The sequence below is a fragment of the Algibacter miyuki genome (genome assembly GCF_030409805.1).
Classification (GTDB): domain Bacteria; phylum Bacteroidota; class Bacteroidia; order Flavobacteriales; family Flavobacteriaceae; genus Algibacter; species Algibacter miyuki.
Genome location: NZ_JAUFQP010000010.1, coordinates 112,135 through 132,129, shown reverse-complemented (window position 1 = coordinate 132,129; position 19,995 = coordinate 112,135). Strand labels below are relative to the sequence as shown.

The following is a 19,995-nucleotide window of genomic DNA, read 5'->3' as shown; positions in this document are numbered from 1 at the left end:
AAATTAAAAAAGTACTAATTAAAAAAGAAAAACCTGCGTGAGTAGGACGTTTATATATGGCTCAAAAACCAAGTATTCCAAAAGGAACTAGAGATTTTAATCCAGAACAAGTTGCAAAACGAAACTATATTTTTAATAGTATTCGTGGTGCTTTTCAAACTTTCGGATTTCAACCTATAGAAACACCAAGTTTTGAAAACTCCGATACCTTAATGGGGAAATATGGAGAAGAAGGTGATCGTTTGATTTTTAAAATCTTGAATTCTGGTGATTATTTAAATAAAGCTAACGAGCAAGCTTACGCTGAAAAAGACTCTACCAAATTAACATCTAGTATTTCAGAAAAAGCATTGCGCTACGATTTAACCGTACCATTTGCACGTTACGTAGTTCAACATCAAAACGAAATAGAATTTCCTTTTAAGCGTTATCAAATACAGCCGGTTTGGCGTGCCGATAGACCACAAAAAGGTCGTTTTAGAGAGTTTTTTCAGTGTGATGCAGATGTTGTTGGTTCTACATCATTATGGCAAGAAGTTGAGTTTATTCAGCTTTATGATACCGTTTTTTCAGCATTAAAACTAGAAGGCGTTACTATAAAAATTAATAACCGAAAAATACTTTCAGGTATTGCAGAAGTTATAGGGGCTAGCGATAAATTAATCGATTTTACAGTAGCGTTAGATAAGCTTGATAAAATTGGTGAGGAGAAGGTAAAAGAAGAAATGCGTTCTAAAGGAATTTCTGAAGAAGGCATTACAAAACTTCAACCGTTATTTACGCTTTCAGGTGATTTTGAATCTCAAATTGAAAGTTTAAAATCCATTTTAGATACTTCCGAAGAAGGAAAAAAAGGTATTGAAGAATTAGCTTTTATTAACGAAGCTATTTCAGAATTAGGTTTAAAAACGGCAGCATTGCAACTTGATGTTACTTTGGCTAGAGGTTTAAATTATTACACAGGTGCTATTTTTGAAGTGGCTGCACCAAAAACGGTGAGCATGGGGTCTATTGGAGGCGGTGGTCGTTACGACGATTTAACCGGTATTTTCGGTATGAAAGATATGAGCGGTGTTGGTATTAGTTTTGGATTAGACCGTATTTATTTAGTTTTAGAAGAACTTGGTTTATTCCCAGAAACGGTAGCAAAAAACATTGAAGTGTTATTTATCAACTTTGGAGATAAAGAAGCGTTGTTCAGCTTAAAAGCTATTAAGGTTTTGCGTGAAAACGATATCAATGCAGAACTTTATCCAGATGCTGCTAAGATGAAAAAACAAATGAATCACGCTAATAAACGTGCTATTCCTTTTGTGGTTTTGGTGGGCGATAACGAAATGGAGTCTGATACTTATACCTTAAAAAATATGGTGTCGGGTGAGCAGCTTAAGCTGTCGCTTCCTGATTTGATAAAACAGATAAAGTAAGCGTAAAACATATAGTATATTACTGAAAAAAGCGTCCTGAAATTAATTTCAGGACGCTTTTTAGTTGTTGGTTTCTCTGTGAGCTTTATTTTCCTTTTTTTATACTATTACTGGTTATTAGAAATAACAATCACCTTTTTAGACATAATACCATTTTCTGTTTCCAGTTTTATAATATAACCACCAGTAGTCAAGTTTTTTGCAGGATGCGCAATGGTTGTTTGCCTAGAGTCGGTGTCAAAATGATAAACCGATTGTCCTTGCATATTATACATGGTTATCGATTCTATATGAATGGCATTTTGGTTGTTTATAACAATACTTTGGCTGCTATTAGAAAAAGAAATATCTACAGGAAGCTCTCTGGATTCAGAAGCTGTTGTGCTTAACGTGGTTCGGGTGTTCGAAAAGGTTATTTCAAATCGATCTAAATATTTCCCTGCTATCAACGTCACCTCATAATCGCTTTCTCTTAAGTTGTGATATACATCCATTAATTTATCGTGAAGATAGATTTTGTAAGGCGTTGCCTCATTTTCTATATCATCTAAAGAAATAATATTTACACCTTGGTTTTTTAAATGTACACCAAGTGGTAAAACAGTATCTTCTGTAATTTCATCAATACCTTGAATAGCATATATGCCATCATCAATTAACCAATACATATCATCAATTTGGTAGTCGATATGTGGCGCATCATATCCCCAATCATAACCTATGGAAGCGCTTGCGTCAACGGTTGTTAATAGTTGTCTTTTAATGGTGTTTGTGGAGTAAAAACCAATTCTTAACTTCTCTCTTAAATCGTCATGGTTGTTTACTGGAGTTCCTGTGTTTTTACCGGGAGCAGACTTCAGAAAGACAGAATTGGTGCCATCTTCAGTTTGAAACACACGTTGTGCGTTATTAAACTTTATAGTTCCTGATGCTTCCGCAGTTACAAAAAATCCTTGGGAAACAGGAATATATCGGCCAGGTGTTTTTGTAGATACGCCAGTATTAGCAACATCGGAATGACTTACGCCTTTTGCGGCAGCTGGCACACCTCCCGAAAGCGAATATGTAGCATAACCACCTTGGTAGCTGGCCAAGTTATGAGAATTCCCTCCCCAATGTTCCCAGAAATAAAGTGTTCCGGTTGTAGATCCTAGTCCTGCAATGGTGGTGCCGTTATCTAATATAAAAGCTTTTGCATCTATGGCAGAAGGGTAGGGATTACCTACTAAATAATCATTGCCAGCAGTAATAGTTAAGTTAATATCACCATTATTAGGTTTACCTTTTAATAAGTAGTTTTGCAATGCTGACGGAGTACCAGATCCTGGGCCTTTCATAGAAAAACCTTCGCCTGCAAGTAATGATCCTGTATTACCTACATGTTGCCATTCGGCATAATCGCCACTAGTTTTATTACTGAATTTCCAAATCCAAGCGGTAGCAATGCCTAGAGGAGATACGCTGCCATTATAACCTGAGGTTAAAAAGTTAACTCCGTTGAAAATTTCTGGTAACTTATAACTGTTATTGTTATTTGTGGTGTTTTGTGGGCCAACTGGGGACGACCAATAGTTGTAAGTAAAGGTATCGGCACTTCCTTGTTGCGCTTTTTGTAATGTACCCGAACTTGTAACATCTAGTTCGCTGTATTTACCTTGTATAAGTTGCGAATCTTCTTCTAAATTAATGGCACCATCTAGTTTTAAATATCTAGAAACGCTTAAACTATCGGAAGCTTTTACTGTTAATGTGGCAGGCGTATCTACTATTAAAGCTGAAACGCTATGGCCTGTGTTATTAGTTATACTATGATTTACTTGTGTGATATTCCAGTTTACTTGAGTGCCATACATACTGCTATTTGGCGGATATTGCACTGTATTATTTAACCATGTTGTTGGCGATTCCCAATTTCCATTTGTTGCAGATTCGTACGGTAATGGTGCCGTTTGTTCTTGCGCCGAGGTGGTGTTATTTATTGATGAACCATCGATGTTATAACTAGAATGGTCGGTTGCGGTATTATCGTTCATTGGATAATAACCTCTTAAGTTAGTCCATGATAAGCCGTCGGAAACATTTTGATTCGTTCTTTTTCCACTAACAGCAGCTTCAGTTTGAATGATTTCCTGATTCATCATATCTTGTATCTGCTGTTGTGTTAGTCCGATATTCCAAACGCGAACCTCATCAATAAAACCATTGAAATTATTTTTTACTGAAGAAGAACTACTATCATAACTAGCCCCTATTAAAAAAGATTGAACATTATTTAGAGGTGCAGCCGTATTTTGACTAGCTACTAAAACACCATCGAGGTATAATGATGCTGTACTTCCGTTAAAGGATGATGCGACATGATGCCAGATGTTATCCGTAATTCGGTAAGGTGACGAGAGATCTAGAATGGCATTTCCGGAGTTATCATACCAAGATATGTTAGGGAAACCTTCTTTTATGGTTAAATGGTATCCTCTAAGACCTGTTGCTTTAGTGTCTCCTTTTGAAATTATGGCAGCTGTTCCAGAATTTGATTTTTGAAGAACCCAAGATTCTAACGAAAATTGTCCTGTGAAATTTTGCGTGTTTCCGAAGTCTACATAATAATCTTTACCGTTAAAATCTATAAAAGTATTTTCTAAACAAAGGGAGAATGTACCTGTATAGCTACTGCTAGAGTACGTGTCTACAGAGATATAATAGGTGTCTCCAGGTATTAAACCTGCGGTAGTTAATGTAACGTCAGCATAGGTATTAGAAGTATATCGAGTACTATTGACTTCAACCGTGCCACCGTCTTTCCATAAAGCAACTTGAGTTCCTCTTTGCGTGCCTTTTTCTGAGCCGATATCAACTAGAATATTGAATTGACCTGAGATTGGAGGCGCCGTAAATTTAAACCATCGGTTGTATTGCGGTCCGCTATTATTCCATGCCATACCGCTATTTCTATCTGGAGAAGCTCCTGCTGTTGTGTAAATTGCATCAGCAGAACATGAATTGATTAATGATGTAACATCTATAGCACCTTCATAATAATCATAATCTACTTTGTCTTCAACACATAGGCTGAATGTGCCTTTATAACTTACGTTTAATCTATTGTCTACGGTTATATAATACCAGTCTCCAATGGTTAAATTGGGAGATTGTAAATTGATAGAACCTGTCGAGGTGGTGTACCTTTTACTCGTAATTTCGGTTCCATCATTATTCCAAAGTGCAATAAAAGGATAATCCATATTACCGAATTCGCCTCCTATATTTAAATGTGCTGTGACTTGTGTTGTGGTGGCTTGAAATTTAAACCAGACGTTGTAATTCGGACCATCGAACCATGTTGATCCTTTAAAACCGTCAGGAGTTCCTTGAACTGTAGAATATTCAGCATTTTGAGAACACCAATTAGTGGTATGTGGAACTTCTAATGCGCCCTCTTTATAATCGTAGCCAACTTTATCTTGAATACATAAGCTAAATGTACCGCGATTATAAATATTGTTTCTATTATCTACCGATATATAATACCAGTCTCCAATGATTAAGCCATCGGACTGTAGTTTTATAGAACTTGAATTGTTGGTATAGTTTGTACTCTTAATTTCGGTTCCGGCTGTGTCCCAAAGCCCGATATAAGGATAGTCCATGGTGCCGTATGTACCACCGATATTTAATTCTGTACTTATTTGCGTGGTAGTCGCTTGAAATTTAAACCAGACGTTAAAGTTTGGGCCGTCGAACCATGCGGAGCCTTTCATCTCATCAGGAGATGCATGAATGTTAGAATATGCTGCATCTTCAGAACACCAAGAGTCGGTGTGTGGTACTTCAATAGCGGCCTCTTTGTAATCGTAATCTAATGCATTTTCAATACATAAACTAAATGTACCACGGTTGTAAGTGTTATTTCTATTATCTACGGATATATAGTACCAATCTCCAATAATTAAATCGTCTGATTGTGCATTAATATCGGTGTTACTATTATAATAATTCGAGCTTTTAATTTCGGTTCCTGCGGTGTCCCAAAGTGCTATAAACGGATAGTCCATAGTGCCATATGCATCCCCTATTTTTACGTGTGCATTTATTTTAGTTGTTGTGGCTTGAAATTTAAACCATACGTTATAGTTTGGTCCATCGAACCATGCCGAACCTTTCTCTTCATCAGGAGAGGCATGAACGGTAGAATACGCTGCATCTTGAGAACACCAAGAGCTGGTGTGTGGTACTTCAATAGCGGCCTCTTTGTAATCGTAATCTAATACATCTTCAATACATAAACTAAATGTACCCCGGTTATAAATGTTATTTCTATTATCTACGGATATGTAATACCAATCTCCAATAATTAAAAGGTCTGATTGTACGTTAACGGGACTAGAACCGGTATAGTAGTTTTTGCTTTTAATTTCGGTTCCTGCGTTATCCCAAAGCGCTATGTACGGGTAGTCCATAGTACCGTATACTCCACCTATGTTTACATGGGCATTTACTTTAGTTGCTGTGGCCTGAAATTTAAACCAGACATTGTAGTTGGGGCCATCGAACCATAAGCTACCTTTTTCTCCATCTGATGATGCTTGGATTGTGGAATACTCGGCATCTTCAGAACACCAAGAGCTGGTGTGTGGTACTTCAATAGCAGCCTGTTTGTAATCGTAATCTACTTTATCTTCAATACATAAACTGAATGTACCACGGTAATTAATGTTGTCTCGATTATCAACCGATATATAATACCAATCGCCAATAGTTAAATTATTAGATTGTGTATTAATGGAAGTATAGCTGTTATAATAATTTGAATTTTTAATTTCGGTTCCTGCAGCATCCCAAATGGCAATATAAGGGTAAGCCATATCGCCGTATGGACTGCCTATTTTTAGGTGTGCATTTACTTCATTTGCTGTGGCCTGAAATTTAAACCAAACATTGTCATTAGGACCATCGAACCATAAGCTACCTTTAGTTTCATCGGGAGAAGCATTATAGGTTGAATACTCGGCATTTTCGGAACACCAACTGGTGGTATGTGGTACTTCAATAGCACCTTCTTTATAATCATTACCTACTTTATCTTCAATACATAAAGAGAAATCGCCTATATAATAAATGCTTTCTCGATTATCTACGGAAATGTAATACCAATCTCCAATGGTTAAATTGTTAGTTTGTAGGCTAATATTACCATCTGGACTATTATAGTTTACACTTTTAATTTCTGCTCCCGCTTGATCCCAAAGGCCTAAAAACGGATATCTTATATTTTTAGCAGGGTCTCCAATTTTTATTTGAGCGGTTATTTGTGTTGTTGTGGCTTGAAACTTAAACCACACATTGTAGTTGGGGCCATCAAACCAGTTGGAACCTTTTGTTTCATCGGGAGATGCATGGTATGTAGAGTATTCATCAACTTCGGAACACCAAGAGCTGGTGTGAGGTACTTCAATAGCGGCTTCTTTATAATCATAATTAACTTTATTATCTAAACAGAATGTAAACGTGCCTTGATAATTTATAGAATTGTGGTTATCTACCGATATATAATACCAGTTTCCAACAGTTAAACTATTCGATTGGACATTGATAGAGCTTAAAGCGTCGTTGTAATTTGTACTTTTAATTTCAGTGCCATCCTCATTCCAAAGCGCAATATAGGCGTAACGTATATCTCCATGTATATCGCCTTTTTTAACTTCAGCATTTACTTGTGTAGATGTGGCTTGAAACTTAAACCATACATTATAGTTTGGTCCGGTAGCCCATGCAGATCCTTTGACACCATCAGAGGTTGCGTTAATTGTTGAGTATTCAGCATCAGTAGAACACCAGTCTCCAGTATGTGGTATTTGAATAGCACCTTCTCTATAATCGTAATTAACTTTGTTATCAACACATAATGTAAAGCTTCCACGGTAACTGGCCTGGCTATAGTTATCTACCGATATGTAGTACCAATTTCCAATAGTTAAATTGTTTGATTGTATATTAATTGTTTTTGCTGTATTATTAAAATTCACACTTGTAATTTCGCTTCCAGATGAATCCCAAAGAGCTAACAATGGGTATCGGCCATTGCCAAATGTACCGCCATGCTTTACTTCGGCATTAACTTGTGTTGTAGTTGCTTTAAATTTAAACCATACATTCGCATTAGGTTCACTCGACCATACAGATCCTTTAGGGCCATCAGGAGAGCCGTTAACGGTAGTGTATTCTGCATCTTGAGAGCACCAGTCTCCGGTATGCGGCACGTCAATTGCTCCTTCTTTATAATCGAAATCAACTTGGTCTTCAATACATAAGCTAAATGTGCCACGGTTACCCAGAGCACTGTAATTATCTACAGAAATATAATACCATTCACCAATAGTTAAACTATTAGATTGTACGAATATTGAACTAGAAGCGTTGGTGTATTTGGCGCTTTTAATTTCAGCTTTATTACTGTCCCAAAGTGCCAAGTATGGATTACGTAGGCTTCCAAGATTTAATTGAACATTGACTTGTGTTGCTGTGGCCTGAAATTTAAACCAAACATTGTAATTTGGGCCATTCGTCCATGCTATTCCTTTAGGGCCGTCGGCGGTAGCGTTAAGTGTTGTATAAGCACCATCAGCAGTACACCAGCTTGTGCTATGTGTCACAGTAATGGCATTTGCAAAATCGTTATTAAGGGGGACTTGAGCAAAAGCGCCAACAGAATAAAAGCAACATATTAAAAATATAAAGCATGATGCTTCTTTTAACTGTTGCAATTTTCGATAAGAATTTACAAGGTTTTTAGATGTTGCAAACACTGTTTTTAACAAAAACAATGGATTGTATTTGTTGTTTTTTAGATACAGTTTTTCTGAGAGACAAGGCGTAGGGAACCTTAGTGAGTTTTTTTGTTTCATTCTGGGGCTATTAGTAACATTCTTGAGAGAGCCGTAGGGAGCTTTGACAATATTATGAAATAAATTCTTATAAAAAAATCGGTTTATCTGCAAATATGTGATTTTATGGAGGTTAAGCTTTTGGGTTTATGTGTCATAAAAGAAGAGTTTAGTTGTAATTATCTTTAAATGAGTTTGTTATTTGCTTTTTAGAATTTCTTTACTGAAGATTCCAACGTTCGTTTTTATTTTTAAAATATATACGCCAAAATGCAGGTTTTCTACATTATGTGAGAAATTACTCTTATTTGCTTGACTTTGAAGTTTAAACACACACTGACCAAGCATATTATACATTTGAACAGATTCAATATAAATGGCCGATGGATTATGTATGACAATGCTATTTTCTGAATTCAAAAAGGACATATCAATTTGGGTGGATTCGTATAAATCCGTTGATAAAGTCGTACTATCAGTAAATGTAATTTCAAAACGATCTAGGTAGCTACCAGCAGCTAAATGGATGGTGTAATTTGAATCTAATAAATTATGAAAAACACCAAGTGTTTTATCATGAAGATATACGTTTAAGTCTTTTGGGAAATATTCAAAACCATCAACACTGATGCTGTTCTCTCCTTCGGATTGTGTATGAATACCTAAGGGAATTTTAGTCGATTCCTCAATAAGGTTAGTACTTTGAATATTATAGTTTTCATCATTAATTAACCAATACATATCATCTATTTGCGAATCGATTGCTTTGGCATCGTAACCCCAATCGTAACCTGAAGACGCATTTGGATCTTCGGTAATGAGCAGTTGTCTATGGATTTGATTTACAGAATTAAACCCAATTCTTAATTTTGGCCGTTCATCTTCTACTGCTGCAATTTTAAAGTTCGCCGTTTTTGCGACGTCATTAGCATGTGTTTCTTCTATGTGAAAAGCACGCTGGTTATTATTAAATTGAATAGTGCCAGAGGTTTCAGCTACAACAAAAAAGGCCTGACTCATCGGGATGTATTGTCCAGGTGTTTCAGAAGTTACGTCATGAGAAGTAGCGGCATGATTGTCATTGCCTTTATGTGCCGCCGGAACTCCTCCTGCAAGCGAATATGTGGCGTAGCCGCCATCATAAGCAGACGAACGATGCGAACTTCCACTATCATGTTCTTTGAAATAAAGAGTACCTGTAATAGCTCCATTATTCTGTCCGATAGAGCTATTGTCAATTATAAACTGTTTGGCGTCTAAAGTCGAAGCATACGGATTGCCCACCAAATAATGGTTTCCTGCTTCTATAGCAATAGCAATTGGGCCATTGTTTGGTTTGCCTTTAATTTTAAAGTTTTGGGCAGCGTCGTTAGTAGTCCCTTTCATAGTGAAACCTTCGCCGGCTTTTATAGATCCGGTGCTTCTAATGTGCTGCCATATGGAGTTTGTGGAGTTGTAGGCATTAGTGCATTTCCAAATCCAATAATCGGCTATAGCATTGGTTCCGCCGTCGTAACCCGATTTTAAAAAGTTGATGTTTTTAATAACATCGGGTAATTTATAAGTGTTATTATTTGTTGAGTTATTGGTTTGTCCAACAGGAGACGACCAATAATTATAAGTGTAAATATCGCCTGAAATAGCTTTATTCGTTGAAATTTCGCCTAAACTACTTGTGTTAAGGGTGCTTTCTTCTCCTTGAATAAGTTGTGAGTTATCTTTTAAATCAATGGTGCCGTTGAGGTTTAAATACCAGCTAATATTTAGTTCAGCTTGATCTAGAACGGTAAATGTAATAGGCTCTAAATCGGCATTTTGTTCATCAATGATAAGACCTAAATGGGCTTGCGAACCCGAAAAATAAACATCGTTGTGTTTAATATGAACTATAGACCAATTATAAGCTAAGGCGTCCGTCCCGCGAATGCCGTGTTCAGGATGGTTAATAGCGTTTTCTAACGATCCAGATTGATTGGTTACAAAAGGTAAAGGAGCTGTTTGTTGGTTTAGTATTTCAACATTATGAAGGGTTGCGCTTTCGGTATTAAGTTCTTTCGAAAAATCGTTAAGTTGTATTTCATTTAAGGAATCCATTCGGTAATAACGTTTCAAATAGTTCCATGATAAAGGCGTAGATATATGTGTTTCTGTATTGAAATCTGTAATGTCTTTAGGAAGAACAGCGCCTTTTACAATGCCGTTGTTATTTTCTATTTCTTGAAAAATTATTTTCTGAAGTTCGTTTGATGTAAGCGCTTTATTAAAGACGCGTAATTCATCCATATAACCCTGAAAGTATTGACTATCGCTTATTTGGTTTTTTCCTAAGATGAAATAGGAAGTATCTGCATCTAAAGATCCAGAAGTATTGATTAAAGAAGCGTTCAATACGCCGTTAATATATAAGTTGAAGGTATTGGCATTAAATGTTGCCGCGATATGATACCATTGGTTGTTGTTTAGAATATCGTTGCTTGTTATAGTTTGATTGTTGGCATAAGCGGAAATACTCTTGTCGGCATTAAGTTGTAAGTTGAATATGTTTTGCCCTGCAATAAATTGAATACCGTTTGATAAATCAGCAATGTTTATCCAAACCATTAAAGAGGTTTCTTGCCATGAGTTTATTAAGGTTGGTTCGCTGGTATATGCGGTTTCACCATTAAAGTAAAGTTGAAATTTATTGTTAGCAGAGTTACCAGGAAGCACCATTGCCTCATTATCAGATTGTAATAGCTTGTCTTTTGAAAAACTGAAGTTGTGATTTGTAGTACTAAGTTCAGATGATGTTGCACCGAAACTATTTGAGGACAAACTTAATGCTGGTGTTAGAGCGTACCATGTTAGTAGGAACATGGTACTTGTTTTTAACCAACACGATTTATGAGCGTTTTTCATAAGTAGGATTTTTTTATGCCATTAAAAAATTCTTTGGTGCAAACTATTTTTGGCTTTTTGGGACTACTTTATAGGTTTTAGACTATTCATAAAATATAATTTGGGATACCATATTTTGAATAATACTTGGTTAATAATTTCTTACGCAAATATACATTTTATTTTGAATAATTACGATAAAACGCAAAATATATCGTTAAATGGTTGTTTTGTGGTTCGTGGTTATTGATTTTGTTCCTTTTAAGCTTATTGAAAAGTTTATGTTTGGAGGAATAAAAATTCGGTTTTTATGAGGTGTTACTTAGAAATATGCGTTGCTTTTGGATATTTTTTAAAGGGAGTTCGTAAAAAGAGTGGTTCATTTTACGTTCAGAATAAGGCAAAAAAAAAGCCTTTACAAACTAATGAAAGGCTTTTTGTATATAAAAAAAAGGATATTTTTATAGTAAATCGCGAAGCATTTTTACGGCACTTTCAGCAGTAATATCACGTTGGGGTGAACCGAACATTTCATAACCAACCATAAATTTCTTAACCGATGCACTACGTAATAATGGCGGATAAAAGCTCATGTGCCAGTGCCAGTGTGCATTATCTTCACCATTGGTTGGTGCTTGATGAATACCACTAGAATAAGGAAAAGAGGTATTGAATAATTTGTCGTAAGCTTTGGTAATTACCGAAATAGCTTCACCAAAAAGCAGGGTTTCATTTCCTGTTAATTCTAAAATATCTTTTTGTTGTTTTTTAGGAACAATCATCGTTTCAAAAGGCCAAACTGCCCAAAACGGAATAAGCACTACAAAGGCATCATTTTCGAATATAATACGTTCTTGTTTTTCTAATTCTTGAGCTAAATAATCGCCTAAAAGACTGCTTTTAGTTTTATTGAAATAGTTTAATTGATGCGTGTTTTTCTTGTCAACCTCATTTGGTAGCGTAGTTTGACTCCAAATTTGTCCATGTGGATGTGGATTGCTGCAACCCATTACAGCGCCTTTGTTTTCAAAAATTTGAACGTAATTTATTAAATCGTTTTCAGCAAGTTCTTTAAATTCTCGTTGCCATGCAAAAACCACCTTTTCAATGTCTTTAGCATCCATATCGGCCAAACTTTTAGAGTGGTCTGGACTAAAGCAAATTACTTTACAAATGCCTTGTTCGCTTTGTGCTTTTAGTAAGCCATCTTCAACTTCAAACTTTTTAGAATCGGTTTGTAAAGCGGCAAAATCGTTTGTAAATACAAAAGCATCTTGGTATTTCGGATTTATTTCACCGTTAATTCTGGTGTTTCCAGCACATAAATAACAGCTCGGGTCGTGCGATGGACGTACTTCGTTGTTTACAGTTTCATTTTGTCCTTGCCAAGGGCGTTTAGCGCGGTGAGGAGAAACTAAAACCCATTCGCCAGTTAAAATATTATAACGTTTATGTGAAAAATCTTGTAAATCGGTATTCATTTTAAAGTGTCTTTTGGTTGAGAATTATTTTATAAGGTGCGTACCATCGGAAAGTTCAACAGCATAAACCGAACAATCGGTATTAAATTTATTTTTATAAGCTTCGGAAACCGAGGTTTTAAAATCGGCTACGGCATGCTTGGCAATTAAATTAATGGTACAGCCCCCAAAGCCACCGCCCATCATACGTGCGCCTAAAATATATTGGTTTTCTTTTGCTTTTTCAACTAAAAAATCAAGTTCATCACAACTCACTTTGTACTGGTGTTGCAGGCCGTTGTGCGAGCCATAAATAAGTTGACCTAAAGTATTTAAATCGCCATTTTGCATGGCTGCTGATGCTTTTTCGGCACGGTTATTTTCTTGTATAACAAACAGGGCTTTTTGATAATCTGTCTCGCTAACTTGTGTTTTTATAGTTTCCAAATCTGCTTCCGAAGCATCTCTTAAAGCGGTTATGTTTAAAAGTTTAGAGATATGTTCGCAAACCAATCTGCGATCGTTATAAGCACTATCAGATAAACTGTGTTTCACATTGGTGTTGATGAGCATTAGTTCGTGGTTTTCAAAATTAATTTCGAAAGGTTTAGCTTCCACCGAACGACAATCTAAAAGTAAGGCGTGATTTTTAATTCCAAACATACTTGCGTATTGGTCCATAATACCGCAGTTTACACCAACGTAATTATGCTCTGCTTTTTGTGAAATAAAGATCATTTCCGTTTTGGTTAATCCTAAATCAAACAATTCATTTAAGCCAAATACGACACTGTTTTCTAAAGCAGCCGAACTAGACATACCTGAACCCGACGGAATATCGCCACCAAAAACCATATTAAAATTCTCTACGGTTTTACCTGCTTTCTGAATTTCAGCAATAACACCTAAAACATAATTGCCCCAACTTTCTTTAGCCATAGGCTTGATATTGTTTACCGAAAATTCAATGGTATCATCAAAATCGGCAGCACAAGCCGTTGAGGTGTTGGTGTTACTTTTGCTAAGCGCGGCAATAATACCTTTATTTACGGCTGCAGGAAATACAAAACCGTCATTATAATCGGTATGTTCGCCAATAATGTTGATACGACCAGGTGAAAAAACAAGCAATGGCGTGTTGTTGAATTTTTCAACAAAAGCTGTTTTAATTTTCGATACTAAAGTGGTGTTCATAGTGTAAATGGTATGATGTTAGTCTAGTTTAAGTGTCCAAATAAGACTGTAATCTTCATTCGGAGCCAATGTTTTTAATCCAATTTTATTATTGAAACTATCGGAAACTCCGGTAGTTGGTTCTATAGCAATAGTGTTCGCTTTTGGCGGCGTGTAACTTTGTAAAAAACTGTTTTCTTCGGAAGAATCAATGGTTAATGTATAGTGAGGTGTTTTGAAGGTAACGTGAGTTTTATCAAGTTCCCAACAATCGTCTAACGGCGTGTCTTTGATTTCAATTTCCGAAGGATTAGGGTTTTTTATAACTTCCGAAGTTATCATACGGTTGTCAAACACCATTTTCTTTGAGCTTTCAAATTGTAAAGCACTTTCGAATAAATTATCGCTCAAAAAATAGGGGTGCCAGCCCAGTGTAAATGGGAAAGCTTTGACATCTGTATTTAGTACTTTTACCTTTAAGTCTAAAGTGGTTTCGGTGAATATGTATTCTAAAGCAATAGAAAATGTATACGGAAAACCATTATTTTGTTGCGTTTCGTTATATACTAATTCTACGGTAGCACTTGTTTCTGTAGCTTCGGAATTTACAATATCAAACGTTTTGTCAAACACTAAGCCGTGTAGGGCATTGTTGTTTGGTTTTTCGTTAATTTCAAAATTGTAAATGTTATCTTCAAAAGTATAAGTGCCATCTTTTATTCTATTGGCAAACGGAAATAGGATGGAAGATGCGTAGGTGTCTTTATATGGTAAGGGATTCAAATCTTCAATTAAAAGTGAATTTGATAGTTTTAATACTTGAAGACTAGCACCTTGATTCAAACAGATTTTAGCGTAAACGCTACGTTCGGAGTTTTGAATTTCAAGACTATTTTCAATGTGTTTTATGGTGTACAAAATGTTTAGTATATAAAAGTTGGTTTTACAAAGATACTAACTAGACTTGTATTAACAAGTGGTTTGATTAAATTAAATGTAATTTTTACATTTAATTATTTATTTTGATGTTTTGCATATAGAATTTAGGTATATTTGATTTTTCAATTAAACTAAACCAATATAAATTATGCAAATTTTATCATTTTTAGGCTTTACAGCTTTGGTTGCTATCATTTCTTATTTAGCGACGCGAAAATCAAATGAGGATTCTTCCGACGGCTATTTTTTAGGAGGTAGAAGTCTTACGGGAGTTGTAATTGCTGGATCTTTATTGCTTACCAATTTATCTACAGAACAAATAGTAGGTTTAAACGGATCGGCTTTTAAAGAAGGTATTTTAGTAATGGCCTGGGAAACTTTAGCCGCGATTGCTATGGTAATTACCGCCGTGTTTTTATTGCCTAGATATTTAAAGGGCGGGATTACAACCGTGCCTCAGTTTTTAGAAAAGCGTTACGATAAAATGACAAAAACCATAACTTCAGGCTTGTTCTTAAGTGGTTATGTAATAGTGTTATTGCCAATTGTACTGTATTCGGGAGCTTTGGCTATCAATGCTATGTTTGACGTACCTACATTATTAGGTGTTTCTAAAACCACTGCACTTTGGATTACCGTTTGGGGTATTGGTATTATAGGTTCTATTTATGCTATTTTTGGCGGGCTTAAAGCAGTTGCTGTCTCGGATACTATTAATGCTGTTGGTTTATTAATTGGCGGTTTGTTAATTCCGTTTTTCGGTTTATTAGCTATTGGAGAAGGTAGTATTACAGAAGGTATGTCTACTTTAATGACGACCAATCCAGAAAAGTTTCAAGCTTTAGGTGATTCCGATTCATCGATACCTTTCGGAACTATTTTCACCGGTATGATGTTGGTACAGTTGTTTTATTGGGGAACCAACCAAGCCATAATACAACGTGCTTTAGGTGCAAAAAACTTAAAAGAAGGGCAGAAGGGTTTATTGTTAGCTTCTGCCGTTAAAATATTAGGGCCATTAATTGTGGTGTTGCCAGGTATTATTGCATTTCATATGTTTGGAGATACTTTAGAGAATCCAGATGAAGCTTACCCAAGATTAGTAACAGCGGTGTTGCCAGCAGCTCTAGTAGGGTTCTTTGCAGCGGTTTTGTTTGGGGCTATTTTAAGTTCGTTTAACTCGGCATTAAACAGTTCGGTAACCTTGTTTGGTATCGATATTTATAAATCTCACATCAATAAAGAAGCTACTGAAAAGCAAACGGTATTTGCAGGGAAATCTTTTGGTGTGGTGCTTGCCATTTTATCGATGTGTATTGCACCTTTAATAGCTAATGCTCCCGATGGTTTATTTGGTTATTTACAAGAGGTTAACGGGTGCTATAGTATTCCTATTTTAACCATTATTGTGGTTGGATATTTAACTAAATATGTGCCAGCGATTGCAGCAAAAGTAGCTATTATTTCTGGAGTTGTATTGTATAGTATTAGTCAGTTTATTGTAAAACCTTATGTTGTAGGGGCCGACAATTACCCTCATTTCTTACATGTTATGGCTATTTTATTTGTGCTTAACGTCATTATTATGTTAATCATAGGTAAGCTTAGACCGCGTAGCGAGGCCTTTACTTTAGAGTTTACAAAGCAAGTGGATATCACGCCTTGGAAACATTTAAAAACTGTTGGTATAGCTATTTGTGTTATTGTAATTGGTATTTATATTTATTTCTCGTAAGAATAGTATTTACTTTATAATTTAACAAAAGGTCGATGTATATGCATCGACTTTTTTTTGTTTAAAATATGAGGTTAAAAAGTGAAATGTGTCGTGAAGAAAAAGGTGTTTTTCTATTATTATTATTATTATTATTCCGTAGAATAATTTGTGTTTAACCCGTCATAGGTGGGGTAATTCATGATTTTTTAAGAAGTAAATAGGACAGAAGCTAGCGAAATCAAAAGATGTTAACTGTTCTAAAAAATAAAAGCCATATCACTGCAGAACTTAATCTCCTTTGATATGGCTTTCTTTGAAATAGTAACACATGTTTTAAACTTAGCATTTTACTAATTTGATTTGAAGTTCATCAAAATCCGTTTAAATCAAGTTTTCTATCTCAAGTGAAACATGTCTGCAATTTTCAAAATGTATTGACCTATTACTTCATGTTTCAATGTAACTGTTTTTTTTCGATACTCATTGCGCATTGTTCGCATTTGTACTTAGCCACAATAAGCATAACTCTAAATGTCGATTCAATTCTCATTAAATCCGTTATTAGGGTATTCCATTATAAGTCTACCTGCCTTTAACAGGTGTACTGTATAATATCCTTATTTTTTACAAACCCGCGTATACACCCGATGTTGTAAAATCTCAAAAAAACAATTATTTGTAAGAACGTATTCTTAAATCGGTATAAACATAAATTCAGTTTTTAAGTGAAACCAACTTTCATTGTCGTTATCCCTACTGCTAAGTTACTATTACAATATCTATTTGCCAAATAATTAAGGCTTTAGTTATCAACATGTTATAAACCTTAGTTATTAACTTTTGTTAATAAAAAAAGCCTTAAGATTTATCTTAAGGCTTTTTATGTTGTTGTAAAACAGAGTTTTACAATTAACGTCTGCGTTCAGTAATTCTGGCTTTTTTACCAGTTAAACCTCTAAAGTAGTAGATTCTAGCTCTACGAACTTTACCACGTTTGTTAACTTCTATTTTTTGTAATGCAGGCAAATTAATAGGGAAAATACGTTCTACCCCAATAGTACCAGACATTTTTCTAATTGTAAAAGTTTCAGAAGATCCAGATCCTCTTCTTTGAATAACTACACCTCTAAAAAACTGAGTACGTACTTTTTCACCTTCTCTAATTTCGTAAAACACAGTAATTGTGTCTCCAGCTCCAAATTCTGGGAACTCTTTTTTTGTTACAAATTCGTCTTGAACAAATTTTACTAAAGATTCCATATCTTTATATTTATTTAATTATTAATTCAGAACAACATTCACGATTCTCGCCAGAGGTTAACCCGAAATTGGCTGCAAAGATAGTTATTATTTTAAAGCTCACAATTAAAATTATAGTTTTTATGGTGTTCCCTTTCAGGTCAGGCTATCCGCTATATCTTTTTGCAAAAACTGTTCTTCAATTCAAGAGCTTTTTAGTCTTTGAAACTATAGTATTAACCAAAGTGCAGTATCTATAATTTCGCAAAAAGGATGCCGCTGCTATCCTTAACACAAGCATCCGCTAACAAATAGCAAGCCGGAAGGCATAAAACGATCTAGAGAGAAATAACATCTATTCTTGTTCAAAAATAATATTTCTTTCCGTATTTTTCTTATACATCGTTTTAGGAATAAGCGCTCTGTGCTTAGTAGAACCATAGCTTTGACTATTTGGGTTTAACATATAGTCAAGTTGATGCTCAATCATTTTTTCAAAAGGAATAAGAAAGTCGGTTGTCTCGCAGTGTTCTAAATCACCTTCTTTAAGCAAATTTAAAACGGTGTAGACAGACTCAATAGTACTCAAGCAAAGCGATTCTGGCTGCTGTTTGATAATAAATTTCGATTTTATCTTATTATCAAAACTCACTCTTTTAAGTTTTTGCAAATTCTTACTTAGTTTAAGCATTTTACGGGCGCAAGGCCATGTACCGTCGATAAGAAAGATGTGTGGATTATGACCCATAAAAGAATTAATTTCCGAACGTTCTCTTACCGATAAGTTGAAATTATCTTTTCCCGGGTAAAGTAAAAAAGAAGAACAATTTTCTTTAGCAAGTATCTCATTTACACGCTTATTATCGGTAAAATCGACACCAACTATAATTTCCGAATTTTCAAGTTGAAGCTTCGTTATATGTCCCGTTCCGCTTTTTTCTTTTTTGTATTCCTTGGGATGCATCAGAATAATAAAACGTGTCTTAGTCTGCAAAGGGCTAATGTATTTGCAAATACAAGTGCTTGTTGGCCTCATGCATTTGTAACATGTTATTCTATGGTTTTCTATTTCTACTTGCAAAGTGGATATCTTTTTATTTTTCTAATAGGGAACAACTAAAGTATACCCGCAACCCTTTATTCGTCTAATAAATCTGGTCTCAATTTTTTAGTACGCTCGTAAGCTTGCTCTTCTCTCCATTTTTCAATTTCAGGAAAATTTCCGCTAAATAATAATTCCGGAACTTTCCAACCTTTATATTCTCTTGGTTTTGTATAAATAGGAGGGGCTAATAAATTATCTTGAAAAGAATCGGTTAGGGCAGATGTTTCATTCCCTAAAACCCCTGGTATTAATCTAATTACGGCATCGCAAAGTACAGCAGCTCCTAGTTCACCACCAGAAAGCACATAATCTCCAATAGAAATTTCACGGGTTATAAATTGGTCGCGCACACGTTGGTCTACACCTTTATAATGTCCGCATAAAATAATAATATTTTCATGCATCGATAACTGGTTGGCAATACCTTGTTTTAAGGTTTCACCATCGGGTGTCATGTAAATCACTTCGTCGTAATCACGTTGCGATTTTAAATCGGTTATACATTTATCAATAGGCTCCACCATCATAACCATACCAGCGCCACCACCAAACTGGGTATCGTCTATCGATTTGTAATTATCAGTGGTATAATCTCGTAAATTATGAAAATGAACTTCAACCAAACCAGCTTCAATAGCACGTTTTAAAATAGAAGCCTCAAACGGACTCTTCAATAACTCGGGTAAAACCGTAATAATATCTATGCGCATAATTCATTTTTATATGCCGCAAATATAATTTAATTGTTTGGGATATCTGTTGTTGCAACAAGTTAGAAATGTATCAAACTCATTAATTTTTACAATCGTCTAATCCCCATTTATCCAAACGTCTTAAAATATCTTCAAGAGATTTTCCTCTTTCCGTTAAGCCGTATTCTACTTTTGGTGGCACTACCGGAAATACTTTTCGAGAGATTAATCCATCTTTTTCTAAGTCTCTAACGGTTTGAGTAAACATTTTGTTCGAAATACCTGCAATTTTCTTCTGTAAAATACCTGAACGCAAATCGCCTTCTAATAAATGAAACAAAATCAAAGGTTTCCATTTTGTACCTATTAAATTCATGGTATAATGTAACGGGCAACTATTATTTTTATACAAAACTTAAATTTATATTATTGATTATCATTATTTTACTCATATGGGTAACTATAATACTTTATGGTAAGTTATT

At 35.2% G+C, this 19,995-nt stretch carries 11 protein-coding genes; 2 read left to right on the top strand and 9 right to left on the bottom strand.

What is annotated here, in order from left to right; all coding sequences use genetic code 11:
• Positions 1-56: 56 nt before the first annotated feature.
• Positions 57-1,427 carry a histidine--tRNA ligase gene (gene hisS / locus QWY92_RS08600; RefSeq protein WP_290270308.1) on the top strand — a complete coding sequence of 457 codons (1,371 nt, stop codon included), beginning with the start codon at positions 57-59 and terminating at the stop codon, positions 1,425-1,427.
• 107 nt (positions 1,428-1,534) lie between these two features.
• Here the strand turns inward: hisS and QWY92_RS08595 are convergent, their stop codons facing one another.
• The 5 genes from QWY92_RS08595 to QWY92_RS08575 form a co-directional block, all read right to left on the bottom strand.
• Positions 1,535-8,188, bottom strand: coding sequence for a DUF8693 domain-containing protein (locus QWY92_RS08595; RefSeq protein ID WP_290270306.1), 6,654 nt, complete (start codon positions 8,186-8,188; stop codon positions 1,535-1,537).
• Positions 8,189-8,506: 318 nt separating this feature from the next.
• Entirely contained in the window at positions 8,507-11,206 is a 2,700-nt protein-coding gene (locus tag QWY92_RS08590; RefSeq protein ID WP_290270304.1) for a DUF8693 domain-containing protein, read from the bottom strand.
• 440 nt (positions 11,207-11,646) lie between these two features.
• Complete coding sequence (locus QWY92_RS08585) at positions 11,647-12,666, bottom strand: UDP-glucose--hexose-1-phosphate uridylyltransferase (protein ID WP_290270302.1); 1,020 nt, start codon at positions 12,664-12,666, stop codon at positions 11,647-11,649.
• 24 nt (positions 12,667-12,690) lie between these two features.
• Entirely contained in the window at positions 12,691-13,839 is a 1,149-nt protein-coding gene (gene galK, locus QWY92_RS08580) for a galactokinase (protein WP_290270301.1), read from the bottom strand.
• Positions 13,840-13,857: 18 nt separating this feature from the next.
• Positions 13,858-14,736, bottom strand: a complete 879-nt coding sequence (locus QWY92_RS08575; protein WP_290270299.1) for an aldose 1-epimerase — start codon at positions 14,734-14,736, stop codon at positions 13,858-13,860.
• Positions 14,737-14,905: 169 nt separating this feature from the next.
• Between QWY92_RS08575 and QWY92_RS08570 the strand changes: the two genes are divergently transcribed.
• The gene (locus QWY92_RS08570; protein WP_290270297.1) at positions 14,906-16,492 is read left to right on the top strand and encodes a solute:sodium symporter family transporter; all 1,587 of its coding nucleotides are present in this window, start codon (positions 14,906-14,908) and stop codon (positions 16,490-16,492) included.
• A gap of 891 nt (positions 16,493-17,383) precedes the next feature.
• Here QWY92_RS08570 and rplS read toward each other — a convergent pair.
• The 4 genes from rplS to QWY92_RS08550 form a co-directional block, all read right to left on the bottom strand.
• Complete coding sequence (gene rplS, locus QWY92_RS08565) at positions 17,384-17,734, bottom strand: 50S ribosomal protein L19 (RefSeq protein WP_290270296.1); 351 nt, start codon at positions 17,732-17,734, stop codon at positions 17,384-17,386.
• 334 nt (positions 17,735-18,068) lie between these two features.
• Complete coding sequence (locus QWY92_RS08560) at positions 18,069-18,794, bottom strand: tRNA-uridine aminocarboxypropyltransferase (RefSeq protein ID WP_290270295.1); 726 nt, start codon at positions 18,792-18,794, stop codon at positions 18,069-18,071.
• Positions 18,795-18,850: 56 nt separating this feature from the next.
• Entirely contained in the window at positions 18,851-19,528 is a 678-nt protein-coding gene (gene trmD / locus QWY92_RS08555) for a tRNA (guanosine(37)-N1)-methyltransferase TrmD (RefSeq protein ID WP_290270293.1), read from the bottom strand.
• Positions 19,529-19,610: 82 nt separating this feature from the next.
• Complete coding sequence (locus QWY92_RS08550) at positions 19,611-19,886, bottom strand: winged helix-turn-helix transcriptional regulator (protein WP_290270290.1); 276 nt, start codon at positions 19,884-19,886, stop codon at positions 19,611-19,613.
• Between the last annotated feature and the right edge of the window lie 109 nt (positions 19,887-19,995).